This is a genomic window from Methylobacterium sp. 88A, assembly GCF_000376345.1.
GTDB classification, from domain to species: domain Bacteria; phylum Pseudomonadota; class Alphaproteobacteria; order Rhizobiales; family Beijerinckiaceae; genus Methylobacterium; species Methylobacterium bullatum.
Genome location: NZ_AQVT01000001.1, coordinates 892,729 through 906,177, shown reverse-complemented (window position 1 = coordinate 906,177; position 13,449 = coordinate 892,729). Strand labels below are relative to the sequence as shown.

Sequence of the window (13,449 nt, the reverse complement as noted above, 5' to 3'; positions counted from 1 at the left end):
CTGCGTCCGGTCGAGCGAGCCAAGCGACGGGGCCGCACAAGGGCACCGGGCATGGACCGATCGACGTCGTTTCATGGCGTCGCCGGTGCGAATGGCCGCCACACCACGTGCGTCGTACGATGCAAGCCGTATCCCGCGCGGCGGCGCGCCGCTCAGCGTGACGGCAATCCGGCCAGGAGATCCCGCAACGTCGTGATCGTGGATGCATCGGCGACGCCGTCCACGCGCTCCTGCCTGAATCTGCGCTGGAAGGCGGTGATCACGGCTTTCGTTCGCGGGTCGAAGATCCCGGTCACCGGAATGTCGTAGCCATAGAGCGCGAACATCGCTTGAAGCGCCTCGATCGGTTGGCCTGCATCCCCCTCGGCGAAGAAGCGGCCGTCGCGAATGGGCGCCGCCGGCACGTGATGCCCCACCCCGGCTGCCGCCAGGCGATCCCAGGGGAAATGCTCGCCGGGATCCTCCTTGCGTTCCGGCGCCACGTCGGAATGCGCAAGCACGTGCCACGGTGCGATGCCCCAGCGGGCGATGATGTCCCGGGAAAGCGCGATCACCGCGTCGATCTGTTTGGACGGGTAAGGCGGCAAGCCGCCGACATGCCCGCCATTGACGATCTCGATGCCGATGGAGCGCGAATTGATGTCTCGCTCCAGCCCGGAGGCCGTGCGCCCCCATACACCGGCCCCCGCATGCCAGGCGCGGCGCGATTCCGGCACCATCTGGATCACTCGTCCGTCCTCCAGCACGACGTAATGCGCCGATACCTCGGAGATCGGGTTCGCGAGACGCTGCAGGGCAGCGGCCGCGCTCTCCATTCCGGTGTAGTGCAGGAGCAGCATGGTCGGCGGACCGCCCCTGCGCTCGCCGTGGTTGGGCGACGGCATCACGCTGGTCGCCACCGGACTTTCCGGAATAGGCTTCATGAGGCAGCTCTCCCGTTGCGTGTCAGCGCAGCCCTCGCTCGGCGGCGATCCGGTCATAGGCGGCATTGATCGCGGCGAGCCGCGCGGTGGCGATCTTCACCGCCTCGGGCGGAACGCCGCGGGCGATCGCCCGGTCCGGGTGGTTCTCCATGACGAGGGCACGATGCCGGGCTTTCACCTCCGCGTCCGTCACCTCGTGGTCGAGGTCGAGCACGAGATAGGGGTCGTCGGCGAGGCGCACGTGCCGGGCGGCAATGCGCCGGAAGGCAACGTCGTCGAACCCGAAAGTTTCGGCGACGGCACGCAGGTAGCGTTCTTCCGCCTCATGGATCGCACCATCGGCCTTGGCGATATGGAACAGGCCGTCGAGCACGTCTTCCAGCAACGCCGGCTCATCCTGAAACGCCGTTGCCATCTGTCGCGCATAGGCCTCGAACCCTGCCGAGGTGCCTTTGGCGAGGTCGAACAGGCGCTGGACCCCGGGCTTCTCCCGGTCGCTCACCTGCACCACTTTGGCGAAGGCCTCGATTTCGGAAGGCGTCACCACCCCGTCGGATTTCGCCATCTTGGCCGCGAGCGCCACGAGGCCGGTCGTGAAGACCACGTCCTTCGGCGTCGCGCCGAACAAGGCCCCTTCCCGATCCACCAGGAAGTGACCGGCGACTCCGCCCACCAACCCGCCGATCGGTCCACCGATGGCGAGGCCGATCCCCGCGCCGCCGAGCTTGCCCCAGATGCCGACGCTCACGCCGCGCCACCATCGTCAGCGACAGCAGCGTTTGGGCGAAGGGGATAGAAAAGGTCTTGAGGCAGCATCGGCATCGCAGCGCATCGTCCACCGGCCATCCGCCGGGTCAGCCCCGCATACGGCAATTTCCGCCTGCTCGTCCTGTCTCCGAGACATGAAAAAGGGCCGAGGCATGCGCCCCGGCCCTCCGCTTCTCCCAAACGGGAGAACGATGTCAGCGGCAGTACACGTCGCCGTAAGCGTCGCGATACGTGCCGTATGGGCAGCGCGGAGCCGTGCCGGCACCGATGATCGCGCCGCTGGCTCCGCCGATGGCCGCACCGGCCAGAGCGCCGCCCGCACGACCGGTGGCAGCGCCGCCGATGGCCGCACCGGCCAGGGCGCCGAGACCGGCGCCGCCAAGAGCACGATCCTGCGGCGTATTGCAGGCGCCGAGGGAGAGGGCGAGAGCCCCGGCGAGGGTAGCGGCAATGAGCTTCTTCATGGTCCCGAGACTCCCTTGTGCGTTTTGTGGCCCGGCTTATCGCCGTGGTGACCTTGCGCAACGTAGCTTAGCCATTCCGTTCGTGGAATGCACCACGTGAGGAAACGGTTCCAGCCACGCTTTCCGTTCAGGCAGAAAACCCTCTACTGATGCACGCCAGACACCTCGGGCGCCCCTCGCCGGACGCCCGGACAAAACCCAGGACCGTTTCGAGGAAGCCATGCTGCGTGCCACCGCCATCGTCCGCAAAGCCGCCATTCGCCCGGATTCCGCGGCGGATACCGTGACTCTCGACCATGCGGGACGGCAGGGAGCAGCCGCGATCCTCACCGGCGCGGGCGGTGTGAGTTTCACTCTGGCGCTGGCGAAGGCTGCCTCCATCGAGGACGGTGACGCGTTTCGTCTCGAAGACGGGCGCCTGGTGACCGTTCGCGCTGCGGCGGAATCCTTGCTCGAAGTACGGGCGGAGAATCCGGCTCGCCTGCTGCGGTTGGCCTGGCAGCTCGGCGGCAACCACGTCCCGGCGGAGATCGGTGCAGACGTCCTCTATGTACCCGCGACCTCGGCCAATGCCGAACTGATCCGTGGGCAGGGTTGCGCCGCGACCCCGGTTTCGCGGGCTTTCAAGCCCGAACGCGAGGCTCACGACCACAGTCAGTGCGGTCACGACCATGCTCACGACCACGGTCACGATCATTCGCATGCGCACGATCACGACCATGCAAATCACGGCCACGCAAATCACGGCCACGCAAATCACGGCCATGCCCATGTGCATGGCCCCGATTGCAAGCACGATCACTGAGGCGGGCAAGGGAAGCGGTCGCCGCACAATTGAAACGGAGCTGCGTCTCTTTCATACGGACACCATGACACCCAGCGATATCCGATTTTCCGTCGCACCGATGATGGATTGGACAGATTGGGGCTCTCCATGGAGGAGAAAGTGGGGGCTCACTACGTCATGCTGTAAAAATGCTGTAGCTTAGGCAGGCTACGGCGCGCCTGAAGGATACGGTTAGCGTTTGTATCGCGTCGTTTCGGCGCTAGCTGAGAAGCGGGTGAGGAAGGGGGCGAGAGCCGCGTGTCCCCGAACTCTCGATCAGAAACGCGCCTTCCGGCGGTGGCCCGTGAGCCTGTTGACCGCAGACTCTGCGGCAACACCGATGAGGGCGCCCGCCAGCACGTCCGCGGGGAAATGCGCCCCACGCAGGACCTGAGCTGCGACGACACCAGCCGCGGCGACATATGCAGTACTCCTCACATCCGGATAGGAGCGAACGGCGGCGCAGGCGACGGCAGCACTCAGTGCGGAGTGACCGGAGGGGAAGGATTGCCACGGCCCATTGCTGGTTCCGGGCCACCCGCGCGCGTAGACCCCCTCGTCCATTAGGACGTTTGGACGTGTCCGATGCACCGTGCGCTTCATACTCGTTTTCACGACACTTGCCAGAATACCGGCTTGGAGCATGTGTCGGCCTGCCTCAGCGAGGCGGCGGTCGCGCTTCACTATCCCCAAAGCCAAAGTGCTAGCAGATAGAGCTAGCAGTGACTTCCAGCTTCCAATTTCGCTCGCTAGCCCCAATGCGCGAACGGCAGGATGATCCTTGGCGCCGGCGAGCCTCAGCCCCAACGTCACGTCTGCAGCCTCGAATCGACGGGCGGCAGTGGCAGGTTGTGAGTGCGGCATTCGAAACGGAGGTGGCGCAAGCATGGCCGTAAACGCACGCCCTTGAAAATCGTTCGCGTCTACGCTGATGGGCAAAAGCGCTTAGACTTTTACGGGGACGTGATCCCCTCTCCGAAGGCATTGCTGGACGGCCGAAGTACGGAAGAGAAAGGGGACGCGTGGCATGCGGTTTAGGGATGTCGGACCCGATCCTGGACTCGGTGTTGCAATCGTCATCGCGATGGCGGTGACCATCGCTCTCGGGTTCATATTTGGGCTTATCGGGTGATGTCATGAGAATGCCACAGGTGCTGACGTCGGACACCGATCAAAGTAACCATTGCGCTGGAACAAGCACTCGGCTCTCTCCTCGCCCTGGGCCGCCCCGTTCGGGCCGCCCGCCTCCAACTCCATCTGCCGCTCGGCCGAAAAGCCGATGATCGCGCTCAGCAAATCCGCGTCCGGGCTCTGCTCCATGAGACCGCTTAGGGGCATCGTCTCGTCGGTCATCAGGGGGCTCTCGGGCTCGCGGTTGGCAGTCGCAATCGGACCCCGCCCGGCAACCGCCAATGACCATCCCGCGCGCTACATCACCGCCCGGGACACGCCCTCAGCATCCTGCCGACGGTCCAGTGGATGGTTTTATCACCGCCCTACATAACTGCCTTCCGAGACAAGTAAAAAATAAAATTGCGCTGATCTGCAGGGCGACCAATCGGTAATAATCAGTGTTATGGTTTGATCTGCGTGAATAAATAGACAGAGGAGAATGATCAATATCTTTGGCGCGGCAAGACATCGATAGGCATCTGAAGCGCGACCGGACCGATTGGAGGCTCCACAATGGGTCGATCACTCGTGGGAACGGGATTGCCCGGCCCCGCGACGATGCCTGCGCGTTCACAGTCGCGAGCTTCATCGAGACACGGATGCGGCGGACGTTGCACGGCAATCACCCCAGCAACTCATCTTTGCCCCGACGCTGTTGGTTGGCTGCAGTGATCTTCTTCATCAGGCGGATCAGGGTCGCTTGCTCGTCTTCCGAGAGGGATTCGAGCGTCGCGTCGTGCGCCTGTCGTGCGGCCGCCTCCATCCGGCTCAGCAAGACGCGGCCGGCCTGAGTCAACCGGCAGCGTTGAGAGCGCCGGTCGGTCGGTGAAGCAGAGCGTTCGACGAATCCGCGTGCTTCCAGACGTTTGATGGCGCCGGTCGTCGTCGTACGGTCGAGAGCCACAGCATTGGCTAAGGTTGTCTGATCCGCTTCGCCGCATTCTGCCAGCAAAGAGAGCAGGCTGTACTGCAGCGGAGTGATGCGGAAAGCGCCACAACGCTCTGAAAAGAGGCTGACGTGAATCTGATGAAGGCGCCGGATGAGAAATCCCGGCCGCTCCGGCAAAAGCCAATGCGTCCCGAGGGGCTGAAGAGCCTCTGGTGATGGCGCCGCATCCGCTTCAGCCAGCCCGCTTTCGTTCATCTGCGTCTCGTCTACCGCTCCCGATCCGAAGCCCGGACCGTTTCTGGCACATAACATGCTTAAGGAAATATACGAAGCATGCTTCGCATTTCCTTGGTCACGTCCGTGCGAGGCAAGGCGAAGGCCGACGCGCGACGATGGAGGAGACGAGATGGACGCTGGTCGCTACGACATGCTGCTGCGCGGCGGACGGGTCATCTGCCCGGTTTCTGGCATCGACGGCATCAAGGACGTCGCGATCCGTGACGGGCGGATCGCTGCCGTCGAGGACCACATCGTCCCCTCCGCATCGACCGAGGTGGTGAACGTCCAGGCCAAGCTCGTCCTGCCGGGGATGATCGACACCCACGGTCACGTCTACCAATACGTCACCGGCCGGTTCGGCCTTCCGCCGGACATGGTCGGCGTGCGCTCGGGGGTAACGACGGTCATCGATCAGGGCGGCGCGTCCTGCATGACCCTGCCGGGCTTTCGCCACTTCGTCTCCGAGAAGGCCGAGACCCGGATCTACGCCTTCCTCTCCGCCTATCTGGTCGGCGGCCTCGAAGGTCACTTCTATCCGAACCTCTACAGCCCGGACGGAGTCGACATCGACGCCACGGTGAAGTCGGCGGTGGAGAACCGCGACCTCGTGCGCGGCATCAAGGGGCACGCCGAGATCGGGGGCTTCGCCCGCTGGGGCATCAAGGTGATGGAGATGGCGGCCGAGATCAGCCGCCGGGCCGACCTGCCGCTCTACGTGCATTTCGGCCAACTCTGGGGCCTGCCCGAGAGCGGCGCCAACGGCGAGGACGCCAACACCATCATGGAGCGGGTGATCCCGCTTCTGCGCCCCGGGGATTTCCTCGCCCACCCGTTCACCCGGCATCCGGGCGGCTTCATCAACGAGGAGGGGGTGGTTCACCCGATCATCCGGGCGGCGATGGACGCCGGCCTCCGGGTGGATGTCGGGCATGGCAGCCACTTCTCCTATCGGGTCGCCCGCGCCTCCCTGCCGGCGGGCGTCGTGCCCTACACGCTGGGCGCCGACATGCACGGCTACAACACCGAGGTGCCGCGGCCGGCGGGCACGCCCGACGAGCACCACGACGACGAGAACCACCCCTTCCTGGGCCAGGCCCGCTTCAGCCTGACCCAGGCCATGAGTTCGATGATGGCTTTGGGCCTCAGCCTCGAGCAGGTCGTCCCCATGGTGACGAAGCATCCGGCCGAGATGCTGGGCCTGTCCGACCGGATCGGCGCCCTGACGCCGGGCTTCGCCGCCGACGTCTCGGTGCTGCACGACCATCGCGGCCGCTTCCTGCTGCGCGACAACGAGGACACCCAGGTCATCGCCCAGCGCCTGCTGCAGCCGGCCTTCTGCCTGCGTGCGGGTCGCCGCTTCGACGCCGACTCGCCGATCCTGCCCAGCGCCATCGCGGCCTGACCCCGGCACCCAAGGAGACGACCGCATGAGGGCCGATCCGTCCCCGCTGCCGCCCGACCCCCGGCACGATTGGTCCCGCCTCGACCGGGCGGCGCGCGATGCTGCATACGACAACAACGCGGCGGTACCCGATGCCGCCGCCCAGGCCGCTGTGCGGAACGCGGCCTCCGCCGCCTACCGCGCCGCGCATCCGGGCGCCCTCGACATCCCTTACGCGCCGGCGCCGCGCACGGCCCTCGACCTCTATCCGGCGAAAAACCCGGCGGCGCCCTGTCTCGTCTTCATCCATGGCGGCTACTGGCAGCGCAATTCCCGTGACCTGTTCGCCTGCTTCGCCGAAGGCCCCGCCGCCGCCGGCTGGTCCGTGGCGATGCCGGGCCACACCCTCGCCCCCGAGGCGAGCCTGACCCGGATCGTCGAGGAGATCGGCTTGTGCCTCGACTGGCTGGCCGAGCACGGGCCGGCGCACGGCGTTGCCGGTCCCTTGGTGATCGCCGGCTGGTCGGCGGGGGCGCATCTCGCGGCGATGCAGCTCCATCATCCGGCCGTTGTGGCGGGGCTCGCGATTTCGGGCGTCTACGAACTCGGGCCCATCCGTGACACCGGCCTGAACGATGCCCTCTCACTCACGGACGCTGAGGTCGCGGCCTTGTCGCCCTTGCGCCTGCCGGTGGTGGGAAAGCCCTTGGCCATCGCCTACGGCACAGCCGAGCGCCCAGCCCTCGTCCACGATGCCCGCGACTTCCACGCCCTGCGTAGCGCCCACCACGCGCCGGGGCCACTCGTCCCCGTCGCGGGGGCCGAACACTTCTCGATCTTGAACGAACTGCGTCGTCCCGGCGGCGTGCTGGTGCGCGCCGCGATCGACCTCATCGAGGGGAGACACGCATGAGCGACGCGAACGGCCTCACCGAGGGCGTCGGCGCCCGCCTGCCCCGCAAGGAAGACGACCGCCTGATGCGCGGGCGCGGGCACTATGTCGGCGACCTGCGCCTGCCCGGCCTGCAGGACGTGGCCTTCGTCCGCAGCCCCCTGGCACATGCCCGCATCCGGGCGATCCACGTACCTGACGCGTTTCGCGGGCAAGTGTTCACGGCGGCCGACCTCGCGGGCGTGCAGCCGATCCGGGCCGTCTCGGGGCTCGCCGGCTTCAAGGTCTCCGAGCAGCCGGTCCTCGCCAAGGACAAGGTCCGGCAGGTCGGGGAATTGCTGGCGATCTGCCTCGCGCCGACGCGGGCGCAAGCCGAAGACATCGCCGCCGCCATCGTCCTCGACCTCGAAGAGTTGCCGGCCGTGCACGACATGCTCGCCGCCCGCGAGCCCGGCTCCGCCCTGGTCCACGAGCATTGGGGCGACAACGTCTTTCTTGAGACCCTGGTCGATGTGAATTTCACTTCGGCGCTCGACGCTCCGATCAAGGTCTCGCGCACCATCTCCACCGGACGCCAGTGCATGGCGCCCATCGAGGGGCGGGGCACGGTGGTGCATCTCGACCACCGCATGGACCAGCTCGTGGTCCACACGGCGAGCCAGATGCCGCACATCGTGCGCAACGGCCTCTCCGAATGTCTCGGGATCGAGCAGGGGCGCCTGCGCATCGTCTCGCCCGATGTGGGCGGCGGCTTCGGCTACAAGGCGATCCTGCTCGCCGAGGATGTCTGCCTCGCCTGGCTGGCGCTCCGCGTCGGCCATCCTGTGCGCTGGCTGGAGGACCGGCGCGAGCACCTCACGGCCAACGCCAATTGCCGCGAGCACCATTACCGCATCACCGCCTATGCGGAGCGGGACGGCACCCTCCGGGGCATCGATTGCGAGGCCACGGTCGATTCCGGTGCCTACTCGGCCTACCCGTTCTCCGCCTGCCTGGAGGCCGCGCAGGTGGCCAGCATCCTGCCCGGCCCCTACGACTTCCCGGCCTATCGCTGCCGGACCTGGTCGGTGGCCACCAACAAATGCCCGATCCTGCCCTATCGCGGGGTCGCCCGGACCGGCGTGTGCTTCGCCATGGAACTGATCCTCGACGCGGTGGCGGCCGAGGCGGGCATCGAACCCTGGACGGTGCGCGAGAAGAACCTCGTGCGGGCCGAGCAGATGCCCTTCGACAACATCACCGCCAAGCATTTCGACAGCGGCGACTACCCGCAGGCGTTGAGACGCGCCCTCGCCGCCATCGACGTCGACGCCGTAAGGGCGCGCCAGCGGACACCAGAGCCCGACGGGCGCCGCATCGGCCTCGGGCTTTCGATCTATTGCGAGCAGGCGGCGCATGGCACCTCGGTCTATTCCGGCTGGGGCATCCCCATGGTGCCGGGCCACGAGCAGGCGGGTGCGCGCCTCACTCCCGATGGCGGTCTCGAGCTCCGGATCGGCGCCCACTCCCACGGGCAGGGATTGGAGACGACCCTGGCGCAGGTGGCGCACGAAATCCTCGGCGTGCCGGTGGCCCACACGCGCCTCGTTCATGGCGACACCGCAATGACGCCCTATTCCACCGGCTCCTGGGGTTCGCGCGTCATGGTGATGGCGGGCGGCGCCGTGGCGGCGGCCTGCCGCGAACTCAGCTTGCGGGCGCTCCGCATCGGGGCGCACCTACTCCAGGCCGACCCGGCGGACTGCCGCTTCGAGGCGGGCCGCGTCATCGGCCCCTCGGGCGATGTCGGCCTCGCCCAGATCGCCCACACCTGGTACCGGCGCCCGCAGGATCTCGCCCTCGACGTCGATCCGGGCGGTCTCGAAGTCACCGCCGGTTACAAGCCGCAACGCGATTCCGGCACCTTCTCCTACGCGGCCCATGCGGCCCTCGTCGCCGTGGACCCCGATTTAGGGGCGGTGGAAATCCTCGACTACGTGATCGTCGAGGATGGCGGCACCCTCGTGAACCCGCTGGTGGTGGACGGCCAGATCTATGGCGGCCTCGCGCAGGGCATCGGCACGGCCCTCTACGAGGAGATGCGCTTCGATTCTCGGGGCCAGCCGCTGGCCTCCACCTTCGCCGACTACCTCCTGCCGGGGCCGGCGGAGGTGCCCGAACCTCGCATCGACCACATGGAGACCCCCTCCCCCTACACGCAGTTCGGCGTGAAGGGGATCGGCGAGGGCGGGGCCATCGCGCCCCCGGCCGCGCTCGCCAACGCCATCAACGACGCCCTGCGCCCCCTCGGTGTGGCGATGCTGCATGCGCCGGTGAGCCAGCATCGAATCGTCGAGGCCGTCTTGGAGGCCCGTGACGCGGCCACTGCCCGCAGCCGGGAGGCCGCATGAAGCCCGCCCGCTTCGCCTATGAGCGCCCCGGCGATCTGCCCGCCCTGCTCGCCCGGCTCGCCACCGCCGAGCGCAGCGTGAAGCTGATGGCCGGGGGGCAATCCCTCGGACCGATGCTGAACCTGCGCCTCGTGGAGCCCGACCTCGTCCTCGACATCACGGGCATCCCCGAGCTGCGCCGGGCGTCCGTCGAGGGCGAGACCCTGGTGGTGGGTGCCTGCATTACCCACGCGGATATCGAGGACGGGCGCATTCCCGACCTCACGGGCGGCGCCATGGCGCGGGTGGCGATGGCCATCGCCTACCGGCCGGTGCGCAATCGCGGCACCATCGGCGGCTCCCTCGTCCATGCCGATCCGGCCGCCGACTGGGTCACGTCGCTGATCGCCCTCGGCGCCGAAGTCGAACTGGCCTCGGCCTCCGGCCGCCGCCGGCTGGCCCTGGAGGACTTCGTCACCGGCGCCCTCGACGTGGCCCTGGCGCCCGGCGAAATGCTGGTCGCCGTGCGGATTCCCGCCCTCCCTCCCGGTACCGCCTGGGGCTACGTCAAGCATTGCTCCAAGATCGGCGAGTTCGCCTACGCCATCGGGGCCGTGCGGATCGAGCCTCATGCCAGGCGCGGCCGCGTGGTGATCGGCGCCATCGAGCGTGCGCCCCTCGTGCTGCCGGACGCCTCCGAGCTGTTCGGCGGCCGGATCGGCCCCGACTTCGCCGAACGCTTCGATGCACGGGCCGCCGATGCGCGCCTGCGCGGGGCCGGGATGACCGACGCCGTCGACCGCCACGTCCACGTCACCGTTCTGGCGCGCGCCATCGCGCAGGCGGCTGCCGCGCCGCCCTCCCTCACACGCACAGTCGGCGAGGCCGCATGAGCACCGCATCGTTCGCCCTCCGCGACGAGAGCCCGCCCCTCGCCCTCACCGTCAACGGCCGGGTGAGGAGCCTTCGGGCCGAGCCGCGCACCCATCTCGCCGACGTCCTGCGCGACACCCTCGACCTCACCGGAACCCATCTCGGCTGCGAGCACGGAATCTGCGGCGCCTGCACGGTGCTCCTCGACGGCGAGCCGGCGCGGGCCTGCCTGACCTTCTCCGGCGCCTGCGCGGGCGCCGAGGTGACCACCATCGAAGGGCTCGACGACGACCCCGTCGCCGGAGAACTGCGCGCCGCCTTCAACCGCGAGCACGCCCTCCAGTGCGGCTACTGCACGCCCGGCATGCTCATCGCCGCCCGCGATCTCGTCCTGCGCCTGCCGGACGCCGACGAGCGCCGCATCCGCGCTGGCCTCTCGGGCAACCTGTGCCGCTGCACCGGTTATGTCGGCATCGTCCGGGCGGTCCGTAGCGTCATCGCCGAGCGCCGCGCCCGCGGCATCGGGCCGACGACCGGCGGACAGCGCGGCCTCGGCCCCGTCGGCGCGCGCCTCGGCACGCCATCCGGCCCGGCATCGGAGGCGGCCCGCACGCCCCTGCGGCCCGTCGCGCAGGCCGAGGCCGCGCCGTCGATCGCCGATCTCGACGGCGATTTCGTGCCCGCCCACCGGTTCGATCAGGCCTTCACCGTGGCGCACCCGCCCGACACCGTTTTCGCCTTGTTCGGCGACGTCGAGGCCGTGGCCGCCTGCCTGCCCGGCGCCATGCTGACGGGCCAGCCGACTCCGGACGCCGTCGAGGGCGCGCTTGAAGTGCGGATCGGGCCGATCGCCGCGCGCTTTCGCGGTCGCGCCCGGATCTTTCGCGATGAGGCGGACCGCACGGGACGCATCCTCGGCGCGGGCAGCGACGCGGGCGGACGCTCCGCCACGCAGGGTGAGATCCGCTACCGCGTCGGACCGGGCGAGACCCCCGGTACCGCCCGGATCGATCTCGCCGTCGGCTACACCCTCAAGGGACCGCTGGCGCAGTTCGGGCGGCCGGGGCTCGTGCGCGACCTCGCCGGACGCCTCGGGGCGGAGTTCGCCGCGAACCTCGAAGCCCGGCTCTCGGGTGCCCCGGCCCCGGCGGCCACGGGCCTGAACCCCCTGCGCCTGCTCCTCACGATGCTGACGACCTCCCTGCGCCGGCGCCTCGCCGCATGGGGCCGCCGTCCCTGACCGTCGCCTCCTCCCCGCGATCCTGCCCGCGATACTGCCAAAGACCGGAGACCACCATGACGCGCAGCCACACGATCCCCGTTCTGACCCTCGCCTTCGTCCTGTCGGCGGGGGTGGCCCACGCGCAGGCCATCCGAATCGGCGTCAACGAGCCCCTCACCGGTCCCTTCGCGGCGTCGGGCACCTACGTGGTCAATGGCGCCAGGATCGCCGCCGACGAGATCAACGCCAAGGGTGGCGTGCTGGGCAAGAAGCTCGAACTCGTCGTCGAGGACAACAAGAGCAACCCCACAGAAGCGGCGGCGGTGGCCGAAAAACTCATCACCAGCGACAAGACCCCGGTGCTGATGGGCGCCTGGGGGTCCAGCCTGACCCTCGCGGTGATGCCCAAGCTCGCCGATTACGAGACCGCGATGCTGGTGGAGACCTCGTCGTCCGGCAAGATCACCACCTCGGGCAACCCCTATGTCTTCCGCATCTCGCCGCCCTCGGCCCTGGAAGCCGAGGCCTTCGCGCCGATGGTCGAAAAGCTCGGCCTGAAGAAGGTCGATTTCCTCGCCATCAACAACGACTGGGGCCGGGGGGCGGCGGCCGATTTCGGCAAGATGCTCAAGGTCAAGGGCGTCACCGTCGGCCTCGTGGAGACGATGGACCAGGGCGCGCAGGACATGAGCGCCCAATTGTCCAAGCTGAAGGGCACGGATGCCGACACGATCATGATTACGGCCGCCGTCGATCAGCTGACGCTCCTGTTCAAGCAGATGGCGGCGCTCGGCCTCAAGAAGCGGATCATCACCACCGGCGGCTCCCAGAACCCCGATCAGATCATCGCCCAGGCTGGCGCTGCCGCCGAGGGGACGATGCATCTCACCACCTTCCTGCCCTGGTATCCGGAGAAGACCCCGAACCCGGCGGCCACCGCCTATTTCATCGGCGAGTGGAAGAAGCGCGGCTTCGAGTTCGCCGGCGTCACCGAGAGCTTTCGCGGCTACGACGGCATCCGCGCCATCGCGGCGGCCATCGAGAAGGGCGGCGCCGCCGATGCGGCCTCGATCAAGAAGGGCTTCTGGTCAGTGGATTTCACCGGCCTCAACGGACAGATCCGCTTCGCCAGGGCCGGCCCGGCCGGGTCCGAGAGCGGCCAGAGCAAGCCCGACGTCTACCTCGTCAAGATCGACGGCGGAAAAGTCGTGGTGCCGACGCTCTAGCCGCGCGCATGCCTTCCGGCGGCCGGGGCTCCGGGTTTCTCTGATCCGTGTGTTCGCCTCCGGTGTCACGAGCGGAACATGCTCCCTCTTCTTCTAGGAGAGGGAGCCGCGCCAAGCTTGCTGACTCTGCACTGACGCTCAGCCGACGACCGTATCACCTGCTT

Annotated in this window: 12 protein-coding genes and 1 pseudogene; 7 read left to right on the top strand and 6 right to left on the bottom strand. The window is 68.1% G+C overall.

The window, feature by feature from the left end; translation table 11 throughout:
- Positions 1-152 precede the first annotated feature (152 nt).
- The 3 genes from A3OM_RS0104210 to A3OM_RS0104200 all read right to left on the bottom strand — a co-directional run bounded on the left by A3OM_RS0104210 (position 153) and on the right by A3OM_RS0104200 (position 2,155).
- The gene (locus A3OM_RS0104210; protein ID WP_026175698.1) at positions 153-923 is read right to left on the bottom strand and encodes an N-acetylmuramoyl-L-alanine amidase; all 771 of its coding nucleotides are present in this window, start codon (positions 921-923) and stop codon (positions 153-155) included.
- Between the two features lie 22 nt (positions 924-945).
- Positions 946-1,671, bottom strand: a complete 726-nt coding sequence (locus A3OM_RS0104205) for a TerB family tellurite resistance protein (RefSeq protein ID WP_018042475.1) — start codon at positions 1,669-1,671, stop codon at positions 946-948.
- Between the two features lie 214 nt (positions 1,672-1,885).
- A complete protein-coding gene (locus tag A3OM_RS0104200) occupies positions 1,886-2,155 on the bottom strand; it encodes a hypothetical protein (RefSeq protein WP_018042474.1) in 270 nt (89 codons plus the stop codon).
- Positions 2,156-2,375: 220 nt separating this feature from the next.
- Between A3OM_RS0104200 and A3OM_RS25045 the strand changes: the two genes are divergently transcribed.
- Positions 2,376-2,960 (top strand): urease accessory protein UreE, encoded by a 585-nt coding sequence (locus A3OM_RS25045; RefSeq protein WP_081612624.1) that lies wholly within the window; start codon positions 2,376-2,378, stop codon positions 2,958-2,960.
- Between the two features lie 297 nt (positions 2,961-3,257).
- Here A3OM_RS25045 and A3OM_RS26515 read toward each other — a convergent pair whose 3' ends face one another.
- The 3 genes and pseudogenes from A3OM_RS26515 to A3OM_RS0104185 form a co-directional block, all read right to left on the bottom strand.
- On the bottom strand, positions 3,258-3,845 hold the full coding sequence (locus A3OM_RS26515) for a phosphatase PAP2 family protein (protein WP_280790503.1): 588 nt from the start codon (positions 3,843-3,845) through the stop codon (positions 3,258-3,260).
- A gap of 303 nt (positions 3,846-4,148) precedes the next feature.
- Positions 4,149-4,334: pseudogene (locus tag A3OM_RS23465) on the bottom strand (IS256 family transposase); the annotation flags it as partial.
- Positions 4,335-4,776: 442 nt separating this feature from the next.
- A complete protein-coding gene (locus A3OM_RS0104185) occupies positions 4,777-5,298 on the bottom strand; it encodes a MarR family transcriptional regulator (protein ID WP_018042471.1) in 522 nt (173 codons plus the stop codon).
- A gap of 151 nt (positions 5,299-5,449) precedes the next feature.
- Here A3OM_RS0104185 and A3OM_RS0104180 point away from each other — a divergent pair, with 151 nt between their 5' ends.
- From A3OM_RS0104180 to A3OM_RS0104155, 6 genes are read left to right on the top strand one after another with little or no spacing between them, the layout of a single operon-like run.
- Positions 5,450-6,724, top strand: coding sequence for an amidohydrolase/deacetylase family metallohydrolase (locus A3OM_RS0104180; protein ID WP_018042470.1), 1,275 nt, complete (start codon positions 5,450-5,452; stop codon positions 6,722-6,724).
- Between the two features lie 25 nt (positions 6,725-6,749).
- Positions 6,750-7,616 carry an alpha/beta hydrolase gene (locus tag A3OM_RS0104175; protein ID WP_018042469.1) on the top strand — a complete coding sequence of 289 codons (867 nt, stop codon included), beginning with the start codon at positions 6,750-6,752 and terminating at the stop codon, positions 7,614-7,616.
- On the top strand, positions 7,613-9,985 hold the full coding sequence (locus tag A3OM_RS0104170) for a xanthine dehydrogenase family protein molybdopterin-binding subunit (protein ID WP_018042468.1): 2,373 nt from the start codon (positions 7,613-7,615) through the stop codon (positions 9,983-9,985). The genes A3OM_RS0104175 and A3OM_RS0104170 overlap by 4 nt, the downstream gene beginning before the upstream one ends.
- Complete coding sequence (locus A3OM_RS0104165; RefSeq protein WP_018042467.1) at positions 9,982-10,857, top strand: FAD binding domain-containing protein; 876 nt, start codon at positions 9,982-9,984, stop codon at positions 10,855-10,857. Before A3OM_RS0104170 ends, A3OM_RS0104165 begins: the two co-directional genes overlap by 4 nt.
- Entirely contained in the window at positions 10,854-12,077 is a 1,224-nt protein-coding gene (locus A3OM_RS0104160) for a 2Fe-2S iron-sulfur cluster-binding protein (protein ID WP_018042466.1), read from the top strand. Before A3OM_RS0104165 ends, A3OM_RS0104160 begins: the two co-directional genes overlap by 4 nt.
- 56 nt (positions 12,078-12,133) lie before the next feature.
- Complete coding sequence (locus A3OM_RS0104155; RefSeq protein ID WP_018042465.1) at positions 12,134-13,285, top strand: ABC transporter substrate-binding protein; 1,152 nt, start codon at positions 12,134-12,136, stop codon at positions 13,283-13,285.
- Positions 13,286-13,449 lie beyond the last annotated feature (164 nt).

Excerpts from the sequence above, each read along its gene's own strand:
- A3OM_RS0104210 (WP_026175698.1), bottom strand. The coding sequence starts at position 923 with ATGAAGCCTATTCCGGAAAGTCCGGTGGCGACCAGCGTGATGCCGTCG.
- A3OM_RS0104200 (WP_018042474.1), bottom strand. The coding sequence starts at position 2,155 with ATGAAGAAGCTCATTGCCGCTACCCTCGCCGGGGCTCTCGCCCTCTCC.
- A3OM_RS25045 (WP_081612624.1), top strand. The coding sequence starts at position 2,376 with ATGCTGCGTGCCACCGCCATCGTCCGCAAAGCCGCCATTCGCCCGGAT.
- A3OM_RS26515 (WP_280790503.1), bottom strand. The coding sequence starts at position 3,845 with ATGCCGCACTCACAACCTGCCACTGCCGCCCGTCGATTCGAGGCTGCA.
- A3OM_RS0104185 (WP_018042471.1), bottom strand. The coding sequence starts at position 5,298 with ATGAACGAAAGCGGGCTGGCTGAAGCGGATGCGGCGCCATCACCAGAG.
- A3OM_RS0104180 (WP_018042470.1), top strand. The coding sequence starts at position 5,450 with ATGGACGCTGGTCGCTACGACATGCTGCTGCGCGGCGGACGGGTCATC.
- A3OM_RS0104175 (WP_018042469.1), top strand. The coding sequence starts at position 6,750 with ATGAGGGCCGATCCGTCCCCGCTGCCGCCCGACCCCCGGCACGATTGG.
- A3OM_RS0104170 (WP_018042468.1), top strand. The coding sequence starts at position 7,613 with ATGAGCGACGCGAACGGCCTCACCGAGGGCGTCGGCGCCCGCCTGCCC.
- A3OM_RS0104165 (WP_018042467.1), top strand. The coding sequence starts at position 9,982 with ATGAAGCCCGCCCGCTTCGCCTATGAGCGCCCCGGCGATCTGCCCGCC.
- A3OM_RS0104160 (WP_018042466.1), top strand. The coding sequence starts at position 10,854 with ATGAGCACCGCATCGTTCGCCCTCCGCGACGAGAGCCCGCCCCTCGCC.
- A3OM_RS0104155 (WP_018042465.1), top strand. The coding sequence starts at position 12,134 with ATGACGCGCAGCCACACGATCCCCGTTCTGACCCTCGCCTTCGTCCTG.